Here is a 23,863-nt window from a genome sequence, read left to right as displayed (position 1 = left end):
CGGAAAGGCCCTTACGGGCACCATTGGTGGAGATGAAGAACTCGATAATCGACAACCCTTCCTTGAAGTTCGATTTAATGGGGAATTCGATAACATCACCACTTGGCTTTGCCATCAAACCACGCATACCACCGAGCTGCCTGATCTGGGTCTTTGATCCACGAGCACCTGAGTCTGCCATGAGGAAGAGCGGGTTGAAGCCCTTCTGGCTGATCTTCAATTCCTTCATCAACTCATCGGTCAGCAAGTCATTGGTCTGTGTCCAAACCTCAATAACCCTGTTGTACCGTTCTTCCTGCGTGATATGTCCCTGACGATACTGGTCAAGAATCTTCTGTTGCTCTAGATTGGCCTTGGTCATGAGCTCTGCCTTTACAGCAGGAACAATCATGTCTGATAGGCCGATGGTAGCACCGAAGAACGTTGCATATCGGTATCCAAGATCCTTAATGGAATCAAGCATCTCAACAGCAATTGAGTTGTCATTTGCCTTCAGCGTATCACCGATGAGAGCCTTCAACTCCTTGTCACCCATTGTCGTGTTCTGGAAAGGAACACCTTCTGGGAGTGCTGCATTGAACAATACCCTTCCTGGAGTTGTCTCCAAACGGGTACCATCCTCGAATCTAAAGCGAATCTTTGCATTGTAGGAGAGCAGACCACTATCAATTGCCTGTTCCAACTCACCAATGCTGGTATAGTACTTGCCCTCACCAGGTGCGCCACTCATCTCACGGGTCAGATAGTTGATACCCATGACCATATCCTGGGAAGGATATACGATTGGCTTACCATTAGCAGGGTCAAGAAGGTTGGTTACCGAGAGCATCAAGGTCCAGCATTCCAACTGGGCGGCATGAGTCAATGGTACGTGCACAGCCATCTGGTCACCGTCGAAGTCAGCATTGTATGCATGACATACCAATGGGTGCAACTTGATGGCTTTGCCGTCAACCAATACCGGCTCAAAGGCCTGTATACCAAGACGGTGAAGCGTAGGTGCACGGTTGAGCAATACAGGGTGGTCCTTGACGACATCGTCAAGAATCGACCAAACGGCATCCGTCTCTTCCTCGACCAGGCTCTTTGCCTTCTTGATATTGTAGACAACACCATCCTGTACCAACTTCTTCATGATGAAAGGCTTGTACAGTTCAAGGGCCATCTTGGAAGGAAGACCACACTGATGCATTCTCAGCTCTGGGCCGACAACGATAACGGAACGACCTGAGTAGTCAACACGCTTTCCGAGCAGGTTCTGTCTGAAACGGCCCTGTTTTCCCTTAAGCATATCGGAGAGACTCTTAAGTGGCCTATTGCTTGCACCCTTGACCACTCTCTTTCTCTTGGAGTTGTCAAACAGCGCATCAACAGCCTCCTGCAACATACGCTTTTCATTGCGGATGATGATATCAGGAGCATTAAGCTTGACCAAGCGGTCAAGACGGTTGTTTCTGTTGATGACCCTACGATAGAGATCATTGAGGTCACTGGTTGCAAATCTTCCGCCATCGAGCTGGACCATTGGTCTCAGATCTGGTGGAATAACTGGGATAACCGTAAGTATCATCCATTCAGGGCGGTTACCACTGTCACGGAAGTTCTCACATACCTCAATTCGCTTGAGCAGGCGCTTGTCAGCCTTGTCGGCTTTCTGGCGCATCTGTTCACGCAGTTCACGGCTGAGCTCTTCAAGGTCAAGGTTCACAAGCAATTTGCGAACCGCCTCTGCACCCATACCTGCCTCAAATGAGTCACCATACTGCTCGCGGGCCTGCCAGAACTCCTCTTCACTGAGCAATTGCTTTGGCTTCAAGCTGGTATCCCCAGCATTGATGACCACATACTTCTCATAGTAGAGAACACTCTGCAGTGCATTACGGGAGATATCAAGCAACATGCTCATTCGGCTGGGAACTGAGCGGTAGTACCAAATGTGTGATACCGGAGCTGCCAAGGAGATGTGTCCCATGCGCTCACGACGGACCTTGGTGTTGGTTACTTCAACACCACAACGGTCACAAATAACACCCTTGTATCGAATCGATTTAAACTTTCCGCAGTAGCACTCCCACTCCTTGGTGGTACCGAAGATTTTCTCACAGAACAGACCATCGCGCTCTGGGCGCAAGGTCCGGTAGTTGATCGTCTCCGGCTTCTTCACTTCACCATAAGACCAATCTCTGATCTGTTCTGGTGAAGCCAGTTTTATCATGATGCTATCGAAATCTTGAATTTCCTTCATCTGTATTTCTCCTGGTTAGTTGAGGGAGCCTTTCGACTGCTTGGCGATCAACTCTTCATCACGTTCGGTAAGGGGCACCTGCTGACCCTTGGAGTCATACACCGACATATCCAAAGCCAAGCCACGGATCTCCTGAACCAATACATTGAATGCCTCAGGCATTCCCGCAGTAGAGGCTGGTTCACCCTTGACAATACTCTCATAAATCTTGACACGACCGTTCATGTCATCACTCTTGATGGTCAAGAGTTCCTGGAGAGTATTTGCAGCTCCGTACGCCTCAAGCGCCCAGACTTCCATTTCTCCAAGACGCTGGCCACCAAACTGGGCCTTACCACCAAGTGGCTGCTGGGTTACCAGCGAGTAAGGTCCTGTGGAACGAGCATGCATCTTATCGTCAACCAAGTGGTGCAATTTCAGGTAATAGATATAACCGCAGAATACCGGATTGACGAACGGTACACCGGTCTGTCCATCATAGAGCTTGACCTTGGAGTTCTCAGGAAGACCGGCCTCGCGCATCTTCTCCTCAATCTGTTCCATGGTGGCACTCTGGAAAACCGGAGTGGAATACCATTCACCCAGCTTGACAGCTGCCCAGCCGAGCTGAGTCTCCATCAACTGACCGATATTCATTCGGGATGGAACACCAAGTGGGTTCAAACAAACATCAAGCGGGGTACCATCCTCCATGAACGGCATATCCTCTTCAGGAAGGATCCGGCTGACAACACCTTTGTTTCCGTGTCGACCAGCCATCTTGTCACCCTGTCGGAGTTTTCGCTTGGTTGCAATAAGAACCTTGACGGTCTCCTCAACACCTGGGGGAAGCTCATCATTGTTGCTGCGCTTCAGACGCTGGATGTCAATGACTGTTCCTTCGGTACCGTGAGGTACCTTCAAGGAAGTATCACGAACTTCTTTGGCTTTCTCACCAAAGATTGAGTTAAGCAACTTGAATTCAGGGGTTGTATCACTCTCACTCTTCGGAGTTACCTTTCCAACCATGATTGATCCAGGGCGAACCATGGTTCCAATACGTACGATACCGTCCTCATCAAGCTGTTCAAGCATCTTTTCACTGGTGTTTGGAATATCACGGGTAAGCTTCTCGGGACCAAGCTTGGTCTCACGAATATCAGTGGTGAACTCCTTGATATGTACACTGGTGAAAATATCATCCTTGACAACACGCTCACTGATCAGGACCGCATCCTCATAGTTGTACCCATGCCAAGGCACGAATCCAACAAGAATATTTCTACCAAGAGCCAGCTCACCTTCCTGGGTTGCAGGACCGTCAGCAAGGACTGCTCCAGCTTCCACATGCTGCCCAAAGGAAACAATTGGCTTTTGGTTGAAACAGGTATCTTGGTTGGTTCTCTGGAACTTCTGGATTGGGTAGACATCAACCTCTCCCTCAATCTCAGCATCATCAACACTGATCACAACTTTCTCAGCACTGACATAGGCAATGGTTCCTGCACGTTTTGCTTTGACCAGGACGCCACTATCGTAAGCAGCCTTTCCTTCTATGCCTGTTCCAACTCTTGGCGTTTCTGGGAATACAAGAGGTACAGCCTGGCGCTGCATGTTTGATCCCATCAATGCACGGTTTGCGTCATCGTGCTCAAGGAATGGAATCAAGGACGCTGCAACACTGAGTACCTGCTTGGGAGAAACGTCAATGTATTTGATGTCGGTTGCCGGCTTTGTGGAGTAATCCCCACTACGGCGAACCGGAATTTCCTTGTCGATGAAGTTACCATCTTCATCAACCTTGGCATTCGCCTGGGCAATGAAGAACTTCTCCTCATCATTTGCATCAAGATAACGGTACTGCTTGGATACAACCCCATTGACTACCTTTCGGTATGGAGATTCCAAGAAGCCGTGCTGATTGATGCGGGTATAGTTTGCCAATGAGACAATAAGACCGATGTTTGGTCCTTCAGGAGTCTCAATAGGACAAATTCTTCCATAATGGGTGTAGTGAACGTCACGTACCTCAAATCCAGCACGGTCACGGCTCAAACCACCTGGTCCCAATGCATTGAGCCTTCGCTTATGGGTGAGCTCAGCAAGCGGGTTAACCTGGTCCATGAACTGGGAGAGCTGGCTACTACCGAAGAATTCCTTGATGGCCGCAATAATTGGCTTGATGGAGATAAGGTCCTGTGGTTTTACAGAACCTGACTCGAGATTCATGCGCTCCTTTGCAATACGTTCCATACGGGCAAACGCACTCTTAAGGGCATTCTGCAAAAGCTCTCCAACGGAACGGACACGACGATTGCCGAGGTGGTCAATGTCATCGACATTTTCCTCATGGATGAACACCTTGATCAGGAATCCCATCGTATTGACGATATCCTGCGGAGTAAGGACGGTCAGATCGGTGGAAGCCATTTCTTCTTCCTCTTCACTACCAGTTCCGAACTTCTTGTTGAACTTATATCGACCTACAGACCCAAGGTCATAACGACGGCTTGAGAAGAACATGTCCGGAAGGTCACGCTCTGCACGCTCAATGGCTATCATTTCCCCAGGCATCAAGACTGAGAAAATAGGAGAAAGTACATCTTCCTTGGTCGGCTCATCATAGCCTTCACGGGTGTATTTGGCATCCTCAATCTCGAAACAGTTGAGAATCATATCGCTGTGCAGCGTACCCTCTCCACGGAGATTCACCAACTCTACAGAAGTTACCTTCAACTCCAGCAGTTCATCAATCTCGTGGGCATGCAGCATATCACCAGCTCGGAGCACTTTCTTGGATGCTCCATCAACCATTGCATACACATCCTTGTAAAGATAACGATTCTCCAAGCTTGACTTGAAATCACCATCGTCTACCAGGTCAACCATTTCACCTGTGTAGAAGTGCTCAAGTATCTTCTCACGAGTATCCAAACCAATTGCACGCAGGAAGAGCGTACCGAGGATACGCTTCTTACGATCAATCTTGGTATAGATGAGATGCTTCTTATCATCAATCTCAAACTCCAACCAAGAACCCCGATAAGGGATGATCCTGGAAGAGTAGACATCTTTTTCGTTGGAAAAAATGACACCGGGAGAACGGTGGATCTGACTGACCACAACGCGTTCTGCTCCGTTGATAATAAATGTGCCACGATCGGTCATCAGCGGGATATCCCCAAAGAAGATCTCCTTCTCTCTCATCTCTCCATTGGAGAATTCGAGGCTGATCGTGACTTTGATGGGTACGCTATAGGATCGACCCTTCTTCTTGCACTCCATTTGGGAGAACTTGATGTTGTCATAGTCGATTGTATACCCTTTGTAAGCGAGACGCATCTCGCCATTGGGACTATCAATGGGGAATGTTGACTGGAACACTTCCTCCAGCCCGTACGACGGATCTGGCGCCAGTCCTTTCAGACAGCGATCCAGCTGTAAGAACCTCTCGTAGGAATCGAGCTGGACTCCAATCAAGTTGGGAAGTTCACAGACTTCATGTAGTTCAGAACCGATGTACGTGCGTGTTATGGATTTGCCGTTGGCAACCATCATGTACCCTCCAAAGTCAAAAGAAAAACAGACATAATCCCTTGCATGACAAGGAAAACAAAGACACAGTTGGCCACCGGTGTCTATCCGGTGGCTTGGTGAACCGGGCTAACGCCCTCTTACAAAGAACAAGAGCTGGGAACCAGGGGTTGCCTGGCTCCCCAGGCTCAGATTAGTCAACGGGCTTGACCTCAACAGTACAGCCAGTAGCCTCAAGCTTCTCCTTGAGTGCATCTGCGTCTGCTTTGCTGACAGCTTCCTTGACAACCTTATCGCCAGCCTCAACAAGTTCCTTTGCTTCCTTCAGGCCGAGGCCGGTGATAGCACGGACTTCCTTGATGGCAGCAATCTTCTTGGAAGGATCTGCAGCCTTGAGGATGACGTTGAATTCGGTCGGCTCTTCAACTGCTTCAGCAGCAGCTGCAGGACCAGCAGCAACAGCAGCAGCTGCAGCCTGGACGCCGAACTTCTCTTCCATCATTTTGATGAGGTCAGCGACCTCCATGACGGACATACTTGCGATTGATTCCAAAATCTCTTCTTTAGTAGCCATATTATCTTCTCCTTATACAGTTTTCTATCTACACAGTCATAGCAGGTTACCTGTGAAGACTAAGACTGTGTCTAGTTCTCTTCGCTGGCAGTCTCTACTGAGCCACCATTGTTCTCGACATAGGCAAGCAAGGTTGCTGCCAGCTTCTGCACGGGAGCCTTCATGGTTCCCATCAAGGATGCAATCAGTTCCAATCTGGTTGGGAGCTTGCTGAAAGCCTCAATCTGTTCGGCATTATAGAATTCACCATCAAGAAGAGCGCCTTTCACTTCAATGGAAGCACCCTCTTTCTTGATCGCAAACAGATCCTTGGCAACAACATTGGCCTCATCACCTTTCACCAAAGCGATAGCGGTGGGTCCAACAAGCTGCTCGTCAGCAGTTCTATCCAGGTCGGTGAGTGCAATCTTTGCAAACCGGTTCTTAACAACACGGAATGCTGCATCCTTCTCCATAAGAGTTCTACGAAGCTTGGTGATCTGCTCAACTGTCATACCACGGTAATCGGTGAAGATATACCCAGTGTACTGGCTGAACTCATCCTTCAAAGCCTTGACGGCCTCTTCCTTCGCAGGGGTAATACGAGTTTTATGATCCATACTATGCTTCTCCTCTTACACCGTGGCCGACATATCCTTCACATTGACCCGGACTCCCGGACCCATGGTGGAGGAAAGTGCGATACTGACCACGAAGTCAGCCTTTGCGTCAGATGGCTTCTTACGGACGATTTCCTTGACAACAGATTTGGCGTTTTCACTTACCAAAGCAGGATCCATGGAGACCTTACCGATGGGAAGGTGGACAACGTTTGTCTTGTCAGAACGGAACTCGACACGACCTTGGGAAAGCTCAGCAAGAGCACCCTTGATGTCGAAAGTTACAGTCTGGGTCTTGGGGTTCGGCATTAAGCCTCGGCGACCAAGAATCGGACCAAGACGACCTACGTCCTTCATCATGTCAGGAGTGGCGACTGCCACATCAAAATCCATCCAACCACCGCGAATCTTCTCGATCAGGTCATTGTCGCCAACATAGGCTGCACCAGCTTCACGAGCTTCTTCTGCCTTCTCTCCCTTAGCGAATACAAGGATACGCTTCTGGGCGGAAAACTGATTGGGAAGGACTACCGTGTCACGAACACTCTGGCTTTTCTTGAGGGTCAGCTTAACGGATACCTCAACAGTCTCATCAAATGAAGCGAAAGCAAGGTCTTTTACCAAAGCTGCTGCTTCATCAAATGTATAGAGCTTCTCACGGTCAACTTTCTTAATTGCTTCTCGATACTTCTTTCCGTGTTTCATACTATTGCTCCACCTCTACACCCATACTGCGGGCTGTTCCAGCAACAATTCTCTTTGCAGCCTCGATGTCATTTGCATTGAGGTCCTTCAATTTGGTTGTTGCGATTTCAGTCAGCTGGTCCTGTGAGAGCTTGCCAACCTTCACCTTGTTGGGACTTCCACTACCACTACTCAGGCCAAGAGCCTTCTTGATGAGTACTGCAGCAGGGGGAGTCTTCAGGATGAACGTGAAGCTCTTGTCGGCATAAACAGTGATGATAACGGGAAGAATGAGCCCAGGTTCGTAGTTCTTTGTCTTGTCATTGAACTCCTGGACAAACTTAGGGGCACTGACACCATGGGGTCCAAGCGCGGGCCCGATTGGGGGTGCCGGCGTAGCCTTCTGGGCAGGGCACTGCAACTTAATAATTGCAGACACCTTTTTCTTTGCCATGTTTCTCTCCTTACGCAATAAATCCAACCTATGGATTGGATTGTGCGCTGGTATTAACGCCTGTCATACGATCAGGCTCCCACCTCACCTTACAATGAGGGAGTAATCACAAACAAATGGACTCGGTTGTAAAAGAACAGAAAAATCTCGTGCAGTAATCCAGTCCAAAGACTACTACAGAATCTTTTCTACTTGGAGGAAATCCACCTCAACCGGAGTGGAGCGTCCGAAAATTCCAACGCTGACCCGCATACGGGCCTTTTCCAGATTGACTTCCTCGATAACCCCGGTGAAGGAATCGAAAGGACCGTCAATAATGCGTACCTGCTCACCAATGGAGAAGGTCTGCTTAGGTTTGAACACTTTCTCAGCAGGAAGATCACCCGTTTTCTGGAAGAGGTTCTTCACTTCTGCTGCTGATAAGGGTTGCGGCTTAACGCTGTCACTCGGGCTCACGAACCCAGTAACACCCTGTATACGCTTGATGTGAGAACACCAGGTCTTCCAACTTGTATCGGGCAGGTCTAGCTCAACCAGGATATAGCCGGGAAGAATTTTACGCTTCACCTCACGTCTCACCCCTTCCTTAACCTCTACTACGGTTTCAAAAGGAACTTTGACATCAGTGCAAACAAGCGCGAAGTCCATATCGGTCTCTCGCATCTTGTTGATGATTCGCTCAATCTTCTGTTCGTACCCAGAATATGTGTGTACTACGTACCAGCCTTTAGCCATGACTCCGCCTTACAGAATAAACAATACACCTTTAAGCAGGAGGAAGTCCACCAACCCAAGGAATATTGCAACGATGGCTGTAGACACAAGTACGACCTTTGTGGAAGAAATGACAGCTTCACGGGAGGGCCAGACAACCTTTTTCAGTTCCTGGGAAGACTCCTTGAAATACTTAAATAGCTTCTTCATTGAAGGGCTCCTTGAGGGAAAAGATCGAGAAGCTAACAGGCCAAGAAGGATTCGAACCCTCAACATCCGGTTTTGGAGACCAGCGCTCTACCAGTTGGAGCTATTGGCCTATTTGCTTCTCGATCGAAACAACCTTATTTAATTTTTGCCTCGCGGTGCAAGGTGTGCTTGCGCTCGAACGGACAATACTTCTTTAACTCAAGCTTACCCTGAGTATTTCTCCGATTCTTCTCGGTAGTGTAATTTTTCTGCTTACATTCGGTGCACTGAAGAGCAATTTTCTCAACAGGACCTTTTTTCTTTGAATCAGCCATTACGTGCTCCTCGGTGAGTTTTCACCTCAATTCCACTCCCCATTGGAAGGGGATAAAAAAAGAGCCCTCGAACGGATTTGAACCGTTGACCCCCACCTTACCATGGTGGTGCTCTACCGACTGAGCTACAAGGGCGTCGGTCATATGCAGGCAAATCCACGAGATAGTCAACCTGCAACATGCAGAAGCAAACTTACCAAAGAGCAGGTCTTTTGTCAATATACCTGTTCAAGAAAGAAGAAAAAGTTGAACCAGTTGCCCAGAAAACACCAATCTTATATAGTGAAGGTGTGCTATTTGTACGAAACACAAGGAGTTCCTATGCAGGATCAACAAAAAACCAAGTACGGTCATCGTGCCAAAGACATCGCCCAAGACTTTGCTGAACATCTCAAGTACAGTCAGGATGCAGATATTTATCATACCACCAAAGAAGGGCGATATACAGCCCTTGCACTCTCTGTTCGTGACAGAATTATCCATCAGTGGAACCAGAGTCGAAAAACCCAACGTGCAAACGGGGCAAAACGGGTCTACTACCTCTCTCTGGAATTTCTCATGGGAAGGGCGATGACGAACAACATCATCAATCTCGGTATCGAGAATGAAGTGATGGAAGCCATCTCCTCACTGGGGTATACCTATGAGGAACTTAGCGAAGTGGAACCGGATGCTGGCCTGGGAAATGGGGGACTCGGCAGACTTGCTGCTTGTTTCCTAGACTCCCTTGCTACGCTTGAGATTCCCGCGTATGGATATGGAATTCGTTACAATTATGGAATTTTTCGCCAACAGATCAAGAATGGATGGCAAGCAGAACAACCGGATAACTGGTTGCGTGATGGCAATCCGTGGGAAATCCACAGACCAGATGTAGTGTACCCTGTCCAATTCGGCGGAGAAGTCCAGGTAATCAGGGAACATGGACGCGATCGTTTCAAGTGGAGTGGCTCGGAAGTGGTCAACGGCGTTGCCTACGATACACCAATCATCGGTTATGGATGCAAGACGGTGAATACACTTCGCCTCTGGTCTGCAAAAAGCCCGGAAGAGTTCAATTTCCATGAATTCAATGATGGTGATTACACTGAGGCTGTCCGCTCAAAAATCAGTGCGGAGAATTTAAGCCAAGTACTCTACCCAAATGACACTCTATACATGGGAAAGGAGCTGAGACTCAAACAACAGTACTTCTTTGTAGCCTGTTCCCTAGCAGACATCATCAACCGTTTCAAACGGAAAGAGAGCAACTGGGGAGTACTCCCAGACTATGCAGCAATCCAACTTAATGACACACACCCATCCCTGGCAGTGCCTGAATTGATGCGTCTCCTTATTGATGAAGAGAACCTCGATTGGGATAAAGCATGGGAGATTACCGTGAAGACCATGGGATACACCAACCATACCTTGATGCCGGAGGCACTTGAGAAATGGTCACTGCCCATGTTGCAGAAGATACTTCCCCGTCATATGCAGATCATCTTCGAGATCAATCACCGATTCCTGCAACAGGCAGTCTCTTACTTCCCTCTTCAACCACAAATGCTCAGCAAGATAAGCATCATTGAAGAGACAAACCCTAAACAGGTTCGTATGGCAAACCTGGCTATCATTGGAAGTCACAGCACCAATGGGGTTGCAGAATTACACTCACAGTTATTGAAGAAGTCCATGTTCCCGCAGTTCAATCTTATCTTCAAGGACCGCTTCAACAACAAGACGAATGGCATTACCCAGCGTCGATGGTTGCTTGCTTCAAACCCCAAGCTTGCAGCACTGATAAACAGTGCCATCGGGGACGGCTGGATCACTGACTACAGCCAGATTGAAAAACTCAAACCGTTCGCTGAAGACAAGAACTTCCTCGCTGATTTTGCAGCGATCAAGCAGGAGAACAAGATTCATGCAGCTGCCTTCCTGCAGAAGGACAGCAACATGGTCATCAATCCAAACACGTTCTTTGATGTCCAGGTAAAGAGAATCCATGAATACAAGAGACAGTTGCTCAATGCCTTGAACATACTGCTCATGTACAATGACCTGAAGATGGGAGGAGCTGCTACAAAAGATATGGAACCCACATCCTTCCTCTTTGGAGGAAAAGCAGCCCCGGGATATGTCAATGCAAAATTGATCATAAAGCTGATAAACAATATAGCAAAGGTGATCAATGCAGATCCGGCAACCAATGACCGCCTTGCCATACACTTCATGCCAAACTACCGGGTCTCGATGGCAGAGGCCATTATACCAGCCACAAACCTTTCCGAGCAGATATCAACCGCTGGAACGGAGGCCTCAGGAACAGGAAACATGAAATTCATGTGCAATGGTGCGCTGACCATAGGGACCATGGATGGTGCAAATATTGAGATCGCCCAGGAAGTTGGTGAAGAGAACATGTTCATCTTCGGCAACACAGAAGAGGAAATCCAGAAATTGAGCCTCTCATACGATCCATTCACATTTGTGATGAATGATAAAGAGGTAAAGGATGCAATCGATTTGCTTTTCAGCGGCTATTTCAACATCAATGAACCGAACATCTTTGAACCACTACGTAGAAGCTTGTTTGAGGAAGGCGACAGATATTATCACTTTGCAGACCTCAGGATGTACAGCGATGCACACCGCAAGGCAAGGGAACTCTACAAGGGAGACAGGAATGCCTGGAACAGAATGGCGGTGTTGAACATTGCCTCAAGCGGCAAATTCTCCAGTGACAGAACCATTGCCCAATACGCAAAGGAGATATGGAATATTGACTCATGTCCGGTTGAGAAGGATCTCAGCGAAGATACAGCTCTCCAGGATGCAGTTAAACGAAGATAGCACCCGCCAAATGACGATGAATCATCATCCATTTTCCATGGATGATGATTTTTTGTCATTTCTCTCATATTTTTACTGATTACTTTATATACATTTATTAGTTTGTATTATTTATTTCTACAATAATATGACCAAATATCGTCATTTGGCCAACTTTCCTGCTATATTCATAGCATGCATACATTCTGGGACAGAGTCATACTTCTTCTTAATTCACCTACGGTGGTGGAACTTGCCACCATGCTTGATGTCAAACGCAGCACCCTCTCCAGCTGGATCCATACTGACAGACGTCCCCCATTGCATGTTGCAATGAAAATAACTGAAATCACTGGGGTGACTCTTGAGTGGCTGGAGAATGGAAACAACTGGGAATCAATGGCGAGTGAAGAAGCTGCCGAGAATATCGCCCAATACAAAAAACTTGTCATAGCCCAGATAGAAGAACTTGACCAGCAACAACTGGAGGTCATCCAGTCAATTCTGTACTACTTCAAAAACCAAACCCCGAAAAAAGATTCTTAAACATTGGAGCAAGCAGTGTCAGCAGAGGTGCGATAATCATCGCAGGCAGAAAATTCCCAGTCTTGGTTTTTCTGATATCCAGCAGACCAAAACCAATCATCATCAACAGTACACCACCAACCGATGCCAGCTCATTGATGCCTGCATCCCCAAGTATTGGTGCTATCCATCCCCCTGCCAAGGTGAAAAACCCTTGATACAAGAGAATGAAGAGTGCACTTGCCATGACACCTATACCATAGGCAGCACTGAATATGATTGCCATACATCCATCCATGATGGACTTTACCAGAATCAACTGATAGTCTCCGACAGTTCCTGCTTGAATGGCCCCTACCACAGTCATGGCACCACTGCAAAACAGCAGTGAGGCGTTAAGGAATCCCAGGGCAAAGTTGCGTGCGCTCTCTGCGCTACCCTGACCTCTGCTGAGCCGCCTTTCCATCCATGACCCAAAGGACATCACACCGTCCTCAATTTTGAGGGCATATCCTATGAAGCCACCAATGACCACAGAGAAGAGCAAGATCAAATAGGAGCCTGTCTGCATTGCCATGGAAAACCCAATGACCAAGGTAATCAGTCCTGAGGAGGTGAAAACAACCTCCTGATAGGAGGCTTTCAGCCGGTGTTTCAGAAATAATCCAATAAAGGAGCCAAGAACAACCATCAAGGCATTAAAGTAGGTGGCAATCATAATGGCTTGGAGTATAATACGATTACGAAACTCTCTCAAGGATGAATCATGCAGAATCTTATTCTGGCCGCAGGCCTCGGGATGCGAAGCAAAGGAAAAAAACTTCTGTTGCCCTATAAAGGTACCACCATTGTCGCACATGCAGTACAGCAGTCCCTGATGGCAGGGCTAAGAACTGTACTGGTCACAGGATTCAAGGCAGATCAAGTAAAACAGGCCGTTGCGCATCTCGCCTGCCCCCAGCTACAGATTGTTCACAATGAACATTACCGTAAAGGACAAGGAAGCTCCACAATATGTGGAGCCTCTTACCTTGGTCATGATTCACCATTTTTTATCTCACTTGCCGATATGCCTCTTATCGAGAGTAGACACTACCTCTATCTGATTGAACAGACTTCCGCTCCTGTCTCCAGACCCTCATACAAAGGGAAACTCGGGCATCCGGTTCTGCTTGATCCAAGTTTCCTTGCAATTATCAGGTCACAAAAAAGCTCTTTTACCATGCGTGGGTTGCTACAGGAGTACCATGTCCAGACAATCGAGGTTGACGATGAGGCGTATGTCACCGACATCGACACGCTCGATGCATACCATCACTTGGTGGATTCTAGCCAATCTTACGGGCAACCACCTCTTCCCCCTCTAGAGTAAGCAAGATTTTCGACCCAGGACCGAAATCACCAGAGAGCAGTTGTACCGACAAGGGGTTCTCCACAAGTCGTTGAACAGCACGGCGGATTGGACGAGCCCCAAAGACTGGATCATACCCCTCCTTGTAGAGCAATGAGAGCACATCATCCTCCCATGTCAGGAAGAAACCACGTTTCTCCAATCGTTGACGAAGCTGCTCTAGCTGTAAAACCACGATCTTACGGATCTGTGCTTCTCCTAGCCGTTCAAAGATGATTATCTCATCCAAACGGTTGATGAACTCCGGCTTGAAGGACTGGTGGATTATCTCACCAACGAGTCGAGCACCATCCTCATGCGTCTCTGCAGCAAGCAACTGCTGGCTCCCCAGGTTGCTGGTCATGATGATCACGGTATTGGTGAAATCAACCACCCGTCCCTGACCATCGGTCAACCTACCATCATCCAACAACTGAAGCAATACGTTAAATACATCAGGGTGGGCCTTCTCAATCTCATCGAAAAGAATGACAGAATAGGGGCGTCTACGTACAACCTCGGTAAGTTGCCCTCCCTGGTCATACCCTACATATCCTGGAGGAGCTCCGATCAATCTACTGACCGAGAATTTCTCCATATACTCGCTCATATCGATGCGGGTCAAGGCTTTCTCGTCATCAAAGAGAAGCTGTGCCAGTACCTTGGCAAGCAGGGTCTTTCCTACCCCGGTTGGACCGGCAAACAGGAAGGTTCCCAAGGGCTTTCTTTCATCCCCTATCCCTGCCTTGTTCCTTCGGATCGCGTTGCTCACTGCTTCAACTGCTTGCCTCTGGCCAATAACTTGCTCTGAGAGAGCCTGTTCAAGATTCAGATACTTATGGAGCTCACTTTCCTTCATCTTGGCCACAGGAACCCCTGTCCAGTTACTGACAATACGTGCAATATCATCCTCACTGACTTCCTCTCGGAGCATCTGCTTTCCTTCAACTTGCACAGATGCAAGTTGCTCGGTCATACCTTCTATCTGTTTGAGCAACTCAGGAATTTCCCCATGCTTGATCTGGGCAGCCTTGGCTAGATCACCCTCTCTTTCAGCACGTTGCTCTTCCGTCTTCAGCTGCTCAAGCTTTGCCTTTGTCTCCCTGAGTTTTGCAATGGAGTTGCGTTCATTGCCCCATTGAAGATGCATGGCATCACGCGTTCCCTGCAGTTCACTCAACTCACGCTCGAGTTTACCCAACCGCTCTTTACTGGCCTTGTCAGTTTCCCTGGAGAGCGCCTGTTTCTCTATATTGAGTTGGAGAATCTTTCGCTCTATCTGGTCCAACTCTTCTGGCTGACTCTCTATTTCCATCTTGAGTTGGCTTGCCGCCTCATCGACCAAATCGATCGCCTTGTCCGGGAGGAAGCGATTGGTAATATACCGGTTGCTTAGATTGGCTGCTGCAACCAGGGCCTCATCCTTGATCCGTACCCCATGATGGACCTCGTACCGTTCTTTCAGCCCCCTGAGGATGGCGATAGTAGACTCCACCGAAGGCTCCTTGGTGAACACCGGCTGGAATCGCCGTTCCAATGCCTTGTCAGGTTCAATATACTTTCGGTATTCATCAAGGGTAGTCGCACCAATAGCATGCAACTCTCCCCTGGCAAGTGCTGGCTTGATCAAGTTTGAAGCATCGGTCGAACCTTCACTTGCCCCTGCTCCAACGATGGTATGCAGCTCGTCGATGAACAGGATGATCCTGCCTTCACTGGCCGTTACTTCCTTCACCACTGCCTTCAGCCGTTCCTCAAACTCCCCTCTGAACTTTGCACCTGCTACCAAGGCACCAAGGTCCAAACTCAGAATTTGTTTGTTCTTCAATGACTCTGGGACATCCTCCGAAGCAATACGCAAGGCAAGCCCTTCTACAATGGCAGTCTTTCCTACCCCGGGCTCTCCGATCAATACGGGATTGTTCTTGGTTCTTCTGGAAAGCACCTGCATTACCCGTCGAATCTCCTCATCACGTCCGATGACGGGATCAAGTTTTCCCTGTCGGGCAAGGGTGGTCATGTCCTTGCAGTACTTTTCCAGTGCCTGGTATCTACTCTCTGGATCTTCGCTCTGGATTGTCTGGTTTCCTCTGATCGTCTGCAATGCCTGCATAAGAGCATCCTTGGTTACGCCAAGGGCCTTGAGAGCCTTGCTTGCCTCTGAAGCATCCTCCAGCACAGCAAGCAGGAAGTGTTCTGCACTCAGGTACTGATCTTTGAAGTCTGAGGCAATCTTGTCAGCGGCATAGAGCTGATTTCCCAATTGCGCTGATAAGGAACGCTGTGCATTCCCTCCATATGCCTTGGGAAGTTTGTTGACCAGTGTCCCCAGTTTTTCACTCACCATGGCAGGGGGAACCCCCAGCCGCTCAAAGAGCGGGGTAAGCAACCCCTCTTTCTGGTTGATCAAAGCCAACAAGAGATGTTCTGTAGTAATTTCTGCGTTGCCATGCTCGTTGGCCAGCATATCGGCATCGCCGATGGCTTGACGCAGCTTGATTGTCATTTTGTCTATATTCATGGATACTCCTCACCTTTGGGTATGAAGCAACCGACCCATCCCTGCGGGTCTTCTCCTGTACATACATAAATATAGTGAGGAATCAGTGTATCGGCTAGGCCCTATAGAAATCCAGGTAGGTGCTGATCAGCTGCTTGGAAAGCCGCATATCGAAGGTATCAAGGAATGCAACCTGGAAGCAGGATGATTCAAGCAACATAAGAAGATGATCTGCAACCTTGTTCACATCACAATCAACAATATCTCCCGTCTTCACTCCCATACGAAGGAGACGCTTGAAGAGGATGGTGAGCTTGGCTGTTCGCCTGAGAATGATCTCATTGAAATCCCGACCTTCCTTCTTCATCTGCAACATGACATCTACCAGACTGGTCAACTCGCCTTCATGCTCACTTGCTGTCTGCATGATATCCAGGCAGATGGTGGTAATCCTGCTTACCAAGTCCTGGTTGGTCGACCAGGCATAGGCAGCATACTTGTTGAACATTCTTCCTGTTACCAACTTCACCGCATAGTAGTAGATCTCTTCCTTGTCCTTGAAATATTGATAGATGGTAGGACGGGAAATGCCACACTCTGTGGCTATCAGAGAGAGGTTGGAATCACGATAGCCTTCTCTTGCAAAGACTTTCAGTGCAGTTTGTAGAATTTTCTCCTTTCTCTCTTCATGATCGATCTTTTTCGGCATGCGTCCCACTCTCCTACTATTGGTAGAAATTTCTTGTTGAAATACAATATACCACTATACTGTAAAAAACACTAGAATTCATGTGGAGTTTCAATATGCTTTTCCTTTTCTTCCCGATTTTCCTCCTGGTGATCCTTGCCGTAGTGGTGTTCAGGACTATCGCTATGCGAACACATACCAAACGTACAGCAACTCACACTGCATCAAAAACAGGCATTGAAGAGGAAACCATTCTCGCCGAAGCAGTAATGTGTAGGACTGTCTCACATGCAGATCCCAACCTGACCGACTGGAATGAGTTCTCTCGTTTGCTTGCACTTCTCGAAACCTCTTTCCCCCTGTGCAGCAAACACAAAATAACCGACAAGGCTATTGGTCCCTATAACCTGGTCTACTGTTTCACCGGTGAGGATAAAAGCCGGGAACCAGCTCTCCTTACCGCCCATCTGGATGTGGTAGGAGCCAACGAGCAAGAGTGGACCCATCCTCCATTTGATGGAGTAATAGAAGAGGGCTTTCTTTATGGACGAGGTAGCTTTGACTGCAAACTGCAGGTAATCAGTATCTTATCAGCGTTTGAGCACATACTCAAAACAGAAAAACACCCCAAGCATACTTGGTATGTAGCCTTTGGATGTGATGAGGAGAGCAACAGCAGCAAAGAGGGAGCTGTTCGTATTGCTCGCTATTTTCAAGAACAAGCACTCCATTTCAGCTTTGTATTGGATGAGGGTGGCGTGGTCAGCCAGAAGTACATCAAAGGTTTCGAGCAAAGCATTGCGGTAGTAGGGGTTGCAGAAAAAGGATATCTCGATCTAGAGCTCACGGTTGAGAGAACAGCAGGACACTCCTCCACCCCTGCTTTTCCCACTGCTTTGGGAACACTCTCCCAGGCTATTCACAAATTGGAAAACAAGCAAATGCCTGCAAAATTAACGCCTCCTGTGAAACAGATGCTCACAAATCTAGGTAAGGAGGGCCCATTCGCATACAGCATGCTCTTTCTCAATCTTTGGCTGACAGCAGGTCTCTTGAAGTTTGTTTTCTCCAAGCAAGCTACGCTCAACGCTGCCATCAGAAGCACAATAGTTCCTACAGTCATCTCAGCAAGCGATAAAAGCAATGTGATTGCAAAGAAAGCCACAGCAATCGTGAACTGTCGTTTGCTCCCAGGAGATACTCAGGAATCTATTCTCTCCTGGGTCACCAGAACAATTGCCTCTGATTCTGTCAGGGTAAAGCCCATGCATTGCACTCCCCCTTCCCATATCAGCAAGACTGATGGTGAGGCTTTCAGTTATCTTTCTGAAACCATCAAGATGACGTTTCCAGATTCCATTGTTACCCCATACCTCATGATGGGAGCCACCGATGCAAGAAAATACCAGAATCTCAGTGATTATATCTACCGTTTCACTCCAGCTCGGATGGACCGTAGCGAAGTTGACCGGATGCATGCTCCTGATGAGCGGATCAGCCTAGAGAACATCTCACTCGCCCAACAGTTTTATACTCAGCTGATCACCTACTGGTAGACATGCAGAAGCCCCGCTTCTCGCGGGGCCTTGCATGTACAGGATGGTTGTCTATTTCCTATTTGATTTTTACTTCGATTGCCTTGGGTTTTGCTACTTCCTTCTTTGGAAGTGTCAATGTAAGAATACCGTCGGCAAACTCACCTGCGATTTTCTCCTCATCTACATCTTCAGGCAAGGAGAACAATCTCTCGAAGCTCTGGTAGCAGCGTTCAGAGACAAGGCGCTTTTTGTCCTTCTCTTCCTTCTTGGTCTCCTTGACAGAGCTCAGCTTCAGGACATGTTTCTCAATGTTGACCTTCACTTCCTTCTGCTTGTACCCAGGAAGTTCTGCTTCCAGGATGTAGGCATCATCGTTCTCTGTGATATCCACAGCCGGAAACTTTGAGGAATACATTCCCCAATCGCCAAGCATGTCATTGAACAGAGAATCAAATGCTGAGACTACCGGTGAATCATAGTTTCTTCTTGTAGTTAAGTATTTCATAGTACACCTCCGTGTTCTGTAATGTGTTTCATCACTCCCTTTCGGGATTCATATATAACATTGCAGAAAGTGTGCCAACTTGCTATCAACTCTCTACATATTAAATTTATTTTTCTGCATTATAAGTATTTACATGATATTTTCGAGGGATGATGGTATACATGAGAAACCTCATGATGATGCAAAGCAGACTCAACTCGTCCCTTTCTTTAAGCAACCCAATCCATTTTTGTTTCGTTTTGACACACTACCGGTAGTAATGACTCACTTTTTTGGGGTAGATTTGCCCAAACGGCAAAAAGAAAAGCAGTATTTCCCCTAAAAAGGAAACACTGCCATGTGTGGTTATACAAACCCTTGCTAGTGATCAGTAACAGCATAAACTTGCACCTGGGCTTGGAGCGGATCGGACAGAGGACAAGGCCAAGGAAGCGAAGATATAAAGATATCTGAGCTGACACGAACAAAGTCCATCAGGTCGATAGGCCCAAGAAGTAAAGATTTACATGTTACAGATCACTAACTAAGATCAGCGAGTGTAGCAACCATTACAGCCTTGATGGTGTGCATTCGGTTTTCCGCCTCGTCAAACACAACGGAATGCTTGCTCCTGAACACCTCATCGGTAACTTCCAGTTCTGTGAGCCCGAACTGCTTGTGAATCTCTTGTGCCACACTGGTGTTGAGGTCGTGGAACGAGGGGAGACAGTGTTCAAACAACACCTGCTCGTTTCCAGAAGCCTTAAGAAGATCCATCGTTACCTGATAATCCTTCAGAAGGGCAATCCGCTCTGCGGTCTGGTCTTCCTCCCCCATGGAGACCCACACATCGGTGTAGATCACATCAACACCCTGTACAGCCTCAACAGGGTCAGTGGTAGCCCACAACTTGGCTCCACTCTCCTTGGCAGCAGGAGCTAACTCATCAAGCAACTGTTGGGATGGGAACAGCTCTTTTGGTGCAGCAATACGATACTCCATTCCCAATTTTGCAGCACCGATCATCAGTGCATTGGAGACATTGTTTCTCCCGTCACCGATATAAGCGAATTTCAGGTCTTTAGGGGCCTTATGGGTATGCTCCATTGCTGTCAGGACGTCCGCCAGCACCTGGGTGGGATGATCATCATCGGTCAACCCATTCCAGACTGGAACGTTGCTGTAGCGTGCAATATCCCTGATGACCTCTGGGGAGAACCCACGATACTGGATACCATCATACATTCTTCCGAGAACCTTTGCAGTGTCCTCGATGGATTCCTTTTTTCCCATCTGGCTGTTGGTCAGAAAGGTAACACAGGCCCCTTCATCAAAAGCAGCCACTTCAAATGAGCAACGGGTACGGGTGGAACTCTTGTCAAAGATCAAGACAATATTCTTTCCTTCAAGCAGTTTTCCCTGCAACTTCCCTGGATATGTGTTTCCTTTTTTCTTTGCCTTCAAGTCAGCAGAAAGCTGGAGAAGATCAAGTATCTCCTGTCCTGTGTAATCCTTGAGGGTCAAAAAACTGCGTCCTTTCATTGGTATCATGTTCAGCCTCCGTTCTCATTGTAGGAATCGTACATATTTATACAATATATGTCAAGTTTACCTGTATTATTATTCATATTTTCCCATTTTTTTGCATATAAATACAAAAATAAAGCCTCCAAGCATTATTGCAAGGAGGCTGAAAGAAACTACAATACGGTTACTCAGTCACAAGAACCACTTCACCATTGGGATAACGCTCTGCAACATAGGAGGTAATCTTCTCACTGCGGAGTGCTTCAACCAAAGCAACAATAGCCTTGTCATTCTCACGTCCTTGCTTGACGGCAACGACATTTACATAAGGACTGTCTGCACCTTCGACAAGCAATCCATCCTGGGTTGCGATCAAACCAGCGGGAATGGCGTAGTTGCCATTGATGATAGCAGCATCGACATCAGAGAGTACACGAGGGAGACTTGCAGCCTCGATCTCGCGGAAAGAGAAACCCTTGGGATTGGATGCAATATCCAGCGGTGTTGCTTCAAGACCAGCATTTGCATCAAGAGTCAACAAACCAGCACTCTGGAGCAACAACAACGCCCTACCCTCGTTGGTTGGATCATTTGGAATTGCAATCGTTGCACCTTCTGGGAGGTCAGCAATTGAATCATACTGCTCTGAGTACAAAGCAAATGGCTCAACGTGGATGCCACCTGCATTGGCCAGATGATATCCTTTCTCCTTGTTGAAGGACTCAAGATAGGGGATATGCTGGAAGAAGTTTGCATCCAGCTCTCCGCTCTCCAGAGCTTCATTGGGAGTTACATAGTCGGTGAACTCCTGGATCTTCAAGGTAATTCCCTGCTGGGCAAGATCCTCAACCACCAACTCGAGGAAAGCAGCATGGGGTTCTGGGGTGGCTCCGACTACCAAGGTATTGGAATCGGCCTCTTCTTTGGTGCCTGCTGCAAACAATGAAAGTGCAAGCAACAACACAAGTGAAACGCTTAGAATCTTTTTCATGAACAACATCTCCTTCTCTCGCCTTTATATGAGAGGTACATAGTGACAATAATATGGGATCAACGCCGTGCTAGCAGCTTGGCACTAATCTTGTTTCCGATCACCTGGATCACCTCAACGAGGACCAGGATGACGACAACGGCTACTACCATGATGTCGCCTCGGAATCGTTGGTATCCATACCTGATCGCCAGGTCCCCCAATCCTCCCCCACCGATTGCTCCAGCCATGGCCGAATAGCCGATGAGATTAATGATGGTCAGGGTAACTCCGCTAACCAAGGAGGGAAGGGCCTCAGGTATCAACACCTTGCGGACAATTTGCATATTGGTGGAACCCATAGCACGGGCGGCCTGAACGACCCCCGGATCCACCTCCTTCAGTGCGGTCTCGATTACTCGAGCCACAAACGGCGCTGCTGCAATGGACAGCGGAACAATTGTTGCGGTAGTTCCAATACTGGTACCGATCAACAATCTCGATAAGGGAAACAAAAGAATCATAAGGATAATGAAGGGAAATGAGCGAAGCACATTCACAATCCTTCCCAACACATTATTCAACACAGGGTGTGGGATAATACCCCCTTGATCCTCACCAGAGGTAGCTGAAAGCAGGATTCCAAGAGGTAGCCCGAGAATGAGGGAAAAGAGTGTTGAAAAGAAGACCATGCTCAGCGTTTCCATGGTCGCTCCAAAAACCAATATCCAAAGCTTACTCATACACTCTCCTCCTCTTCAACAACTACACCCATCTGAGAGAGCGATTCGATGGCTTTTTTTCGGGTATCTTCATCACCACTGATATCCACTATCATTGTCCCAATCTCTATATCACCGACTTTTTGTACACCGCCTGCTCTGATATTGAAATCCACTCCAAGTTGCCGACTTATCTTACTGAGAATCGGTTGGTCAGTGGTTCCTCCCCTAAAGCGTAAGGTATATGCGCCACTTTTCTTTGACCATTGCACCATCTTATTCGGTTCTTCAGCCGCTTCATCCACACCCACCAAGTGGGAAAGGAAATCCTTGGTAACTTCACTGCTGGGATTGGCAAAGATATCAGTGACCAATCCCTGTTCAACGACCACTCCATCATTCAAAACAGCCACCTGGTCGCACGCATCACGAACAACTTCCATCTGGTGAGTGATCATGACAACAGTAAGGCTCATTTTTCTCTGGATTTCCTTCAGCAAGGCGAGAATTGAATGAGTAGTTTGAGGATCGAGGGCACTGGTTGCTTCATCACAGAAAAGTATATCCGGATTACAAGCCAAGGCACGGGCAATTGCCACACGTTGTTTTTGTCCTCCACTGAGTGTACTGATCGGGGCCTTTCCCCTTCCTTCCAGTCCAACTAGAGAGAGCAATCTCGCAACACGGGTTGTTATCTCGTTCTTCGGGGTCCCGGTTATTTCCAATGGGTAAGCAATATTTTGTTCTGCATTTCGACTGGAGAAAAGATTGAAGTTCTGGAAAATCATCCCAACCCTTCTTCGTCTTTCTATGAGTGAATGCTTTTGGAGGTTGTCGACCCTCACATCATCAAAGAAGACTTCCCCTTCATCAGGGCGTTCGAGCAAACTGATCAGGCGAACCAATGTAGATTTGCCTGCGCCACTCTTTCCTATGATTCCATAAATGGTATTTGAAGGGATATCGAGGCTTATTCCATTGACCGCATGCAAATCTCCATACGTTCGCTTTAGATTATGTAACTTTATTTGCATACTTATACCCTCAATATTCATTTTCGCAAATGAATTGGTACCATCATAGTAAAAAGGAGGGGTACTGGCAAGAGCAGGAGCACAGTTTCCTGTGCATATCCTAGTCTATTACTAGTTTTAAGATAGTTTGAAACCTATCCTCTGAATACGAGAAAAGGACGCTTCTGCGTCCTCTTCTCTATCTATGTTTTAAACCGGATAAACCGGTTGAAAGCAAAAAAGGGGCCCGGCGGCTACCTACTCTCCCACGGCTAACCGTAGTACCATCGGCGTGAGGGTGCTTAACTTCCGTGTTCGGGATGGGAACGGGTGTGTCCACCCTGCTGTGGCCACCGGGCCGGCCAACGCCTGGGAGCGCGAGGAT

General features: G+C 47.8%; 21 protein-coding genes, 2 tRNA genes and 1 rRNA gene. 4 read left to right on the top strand and 20 right to left on the bottom strand.

The window, feature by feature from the left end:
* From rpoC to JF818_RS14735, 11 genes are all read right to left on the bottom strand, one after another.
* On the bottom strand, positions 1-2,245 hold a 2,245-nt coding region (rpoC, locus tag JF818_RS14785), incomplete at its 3' end, for a DNA-directed RNA polymerase subunit beta' (RefSeq protein ID WP_198892747.1).
* 15 nt (positions 2,246-2,260) lie between these two features.
* Positions 2,261-5,779, bottom strand: a complete 3,519-nt coding sequence (rpoB, locus tag JF818_RS14780) for a DNA-directed RNA polymerase subunit beta (RefSeq protein WP_198892748.1) — start codon at positions 5,777-5,779, stop codon at positions 2,261-2,263.
* A 172-nt stretch (positions 5,780-5,951) separates the two neighbouring features.
* Positions 5,952-6,332, bottom strand: coding sequence for a 50S ribosomal protein L7/L12 (rplL, locus tag JF818_RS14775; protein WP_198892746.1), 381 nt, complete (start codon positions 6,330-6,332; stop codon positions 5,952-5,954).
* A 71-nt stretch (positions 6,333-6,403) separates the two neighbouring features.
* The gene (gene rplJ / locus JF818_RS14770; protein WP_198892745.1) at positions 6,404-6,931 is read right to left on the bottom strand and encodes a 50S ribosomal protein L10; all 528 of its coding nucleotides are present in this window, start codon (positions 6,929-6,931) and stop codon (positions 6,404-6,406) included.
* A 15-nt stretch (positions 6,932-6,946) separates the two neighbouring features.
* Complete coding sequence (rplA, locus tag JF818_RS14765; protein ID WP_198892743.1) at positions 6,947-7,636, bottom strand: 50S ribosomal protein L1; 690 nt, start codon at positions 7,634-7,636, stop codon at positions 6,947-6,949.
* A 1-nt stretch (position 7,637) separates the two neighbouring features.
* Positions 7,638-8,069 carry a 50S ribosomal protein L11 gene (gene rplK / locus JF818_RS14760; RefSeq protein WP_198892741.1) on the bottom strand — a complete coding sequence of 144 codons (432 nt, stop codon included), beginning with the start codon at positions 8,067-8,069 and terminating at the stop codon, positions 7,638-7,640.
* 174 nt (positions 8,070-8,243) lie between these two features.
* Positions 8,244-8,804: a transcription termination/antitermination protein NusG gene (nusG, locus tag JF818_RS14755; RefSeq protein ID WP_198892739.1), complete on the bottom strand. Its 561-nt coding sequence runs from the start codon at positions 8,802-8,804 to the stop codon at positions 8,244-8,246.
* 9 nt (positions 8,805-8,813) lie between these two features.
* A complete protein-coding gene (gene secE / locus JF818_RS14750; protein WP_198892737.1) occupies positions 8,814-8,993 on the bottom strand; it encodes a preprotein translocase subunit SecE in 180 nt (59 codons plus the stop codon).
* Positions 8,994-9,029: 36 nt separating this feature from the next.
* Positions 9,030-9,103, bottom strand: a tRNA-Trp gene (locus JF818_RS14745).
* A gap of 24 nt (positions 9,104-9,127) precedes the next feature.
* The gene (rpmG, locus tag JF818_RS14740; protein ID WP_198892736.1) at positions 9,128-9,307 is read right to left on the bottom strand and encodes a 50S ribosomal protein L33; all 180 of its coding nucleotides are present in this window, start codon (positions 9,305-9,307) and stop codon (positions 9,128-9,130) included.
* Between the two features lie 62 nt (positions 9,308-9,369).
* Positions 9,370-9,442: transfer RNA gene (locus tag JF818_RS14735), tRNA-Thr, on the bottom strand.
* A 186-nt stretch (positions 9,443-9,628) separates the two neighbouring features.
* Between JF818_RS14735 and JF818_RS14730 the strand changes: the two genes are divergently transcribed.
* On the top strand, positions 9,629-12,142 hold the full coding sequence (locus JF818_RS14730; RefSeq protein WP_198892735.1) for a glycogen/starch/alpha-glucan phosphorylase: 2,514 nt from the start codon (positions 9,629-9,631) through the stop codon (positions 12,140-12,142).
* A 174-nt stretch (positions 12,143-12,316) separates the two neighbouring features.
* The gene (locus tag JF818_RS14725) at positions 12,317-12,667 is read left to right on the top strand and encodes a helix-turn-helix transcriptional regulator (protein ID WP_198892734.1); all 351 of its coding nucleotides are present in this window, start codon (positions 12,317-12,319) and stop codon (positions 12,665-12,667) included.
* On the opposite strand, the gene JF818_RS14720 is transcribed toward JF818_RS14725, so the two are convergent.
* Positions 12,636-13,364 (bottom strand): DUF554 domain-containing protein, encoded by a 729-nt coding sequence (locus JF818_RS14720; RefSeq protein WP_198892733.1) that lies wholly within the window; start codon positions 13,362-13,364, stop codon positions 12,636-12,638. The genes JF818_RS14725 and JF818_RS14720 overlap by 32 nt on opposite strands.
* Before the next feature lie 48 nt (positions 13,365-13,412).
* On the opposite strand from JF818_RS14720, the gene JF818_RS14715 reads away from it, so the two are divergent.
* Entirely contained in the window at positions 13,413-14,018 is a 606-nt protein-coding gene (locus JF818_RS14715) for an NTP transferase domain-containing protein (protein ID WP_198892732.1), read from the top strand.
* On the opposite strand, the gene clpB is transcribed toward JF818_RS14715, so the two are convergent.
* Both clpB and JF818_RS14705 read right to left on the bottom strand, forming a co-directional pair.
* On the bottom strand, positions 13,975-16,557 hold the full coding sequence (gene clpB / locus JF818_RS14710; RefSeq protein ID WP_198892731.1) for an ATP-dependent chaperone ClpB: 2,583 nt from the start codon (positions 16,555-16,557) through the stop codon (positions 13,975-13,977). The two genes, JF818_RS14715 and clpB, sit on opposite strands and share 44 nt — an antisense overlap.
* A gap of 94 nt (positions 16,558-16,651) precedes the next feature.
* Entirely contained in the window at positions 16,652-17,245 is a 594-nt protein-coding gene (locus JF818_RS14705; RefSeq protein WP_198892729.1) for a TetR/AcrR family transcriptional regulator, read from the bottom strand.
* A gap of 95 nt (positions 17,246-17,340) precedes the next feature.
* Between JF818_RS14705 and JF818_RS14700 the strand changes: the two genes are divergently transcribed.
* Positions 17,341-18,780, top strand: a complete 1,440-nt coding sequence (locus JF818_RS14700; protein WP_198892727.1) for a M20/M25/M40 family metallo-hydrolase — start codon at positions 17,341-17,343, stop codon at positions 18,778-18,780.
* Between the two features lie 58 nt (positions 18,781-18,838).
* On the opposite strand, the gene JF818_RS14695 is transcribed toward JF818_RS14700, so the two are convergent.
* The 6 genes from JF818_RS14695 to rrf form a co-directional block, all read right to left on the bottom strand.
* Positions 18,839-19,267, bottom strand: coding sequence for an Hsp20/alpha crystallin family protein (locus JF818_RS14695; RefSeq protein WP_198892725.1), 429 nt, complete (start codon positions 19,265-19,267; stop codon positions 18,839-18,841).
* Positions 19,268-19,786: 519 nt separating this feature from the next.
* A complete protein-coding gene (gene argF / locus JF818_RS14690; RefSeq protein WP_198892723.1) occupies positions 19,787-20,797 on the bottom strand; it encodes an ornithine carbamoyltransferase in 1,011 nt (336 codons plus the stop codon).
* Between the two features lie 160 nt (positions 20,798-20,957).
* Positions 20,958-21,764 (bottom strand): MetQ/NlpA family ABC transporter substrate-binding protein, encoded by an 807-nt coding sequence (locus tag JF818_RS14685; RefSeq protein ID WP_198892721.1) that lies wholly within the window; start codon positions 21,762-21,764, stop codon positions 20,958-20,960.
* A 59-nt stretch (positions 21,765-21,823) separates the two neighbouring features.
* Complete coding sequence (locus tag JF818_RS14680; RefSeq protein WP_198892719.1) at positions 21,824-22,486, bottom strand: methionine ABC transporter permease; 663 nt, start codon at positions 22,484-22,486, stop codon at positions 21,824-21,826.
* Positions 22,483-23,499 (bottom strand): methionine ABC transporter ATP-binding protein, encoded by a 1,017-nt coding sequence (locus JF818_RS14675; RefSeq protein WP_198892718.1) that lies wholly within the window; start codon positions 23,497-23,499, stop codon positions 22,483-22,485. The genes JF818_RS14680 and JF818_RS14675 overlap by 4 nt, the downstream gene beginning before the upstream one ends.
* 224 nt (positions 23,500-23,723) lie before the next feature.
* Positions 23,724-23,836, bottom strand: a 5S ribosomal RNA gene (rrf, locus tag JF818_RS14670).
* Positions 23,837-23,863: the final 27 nt, after the last annotated feature.

Source organism: Sphaerochaeta sp. S2 (assembly GCF_016406725.1).
GTDB lineage: Bacteria > Spirochaetota > Spirochaetia > Sphaerochaetales > Sphaerochaetaceae > Sphaerochaeta.
This window is presented reverse-complemented; position numbering and strand designations above follow the sequence as displayed.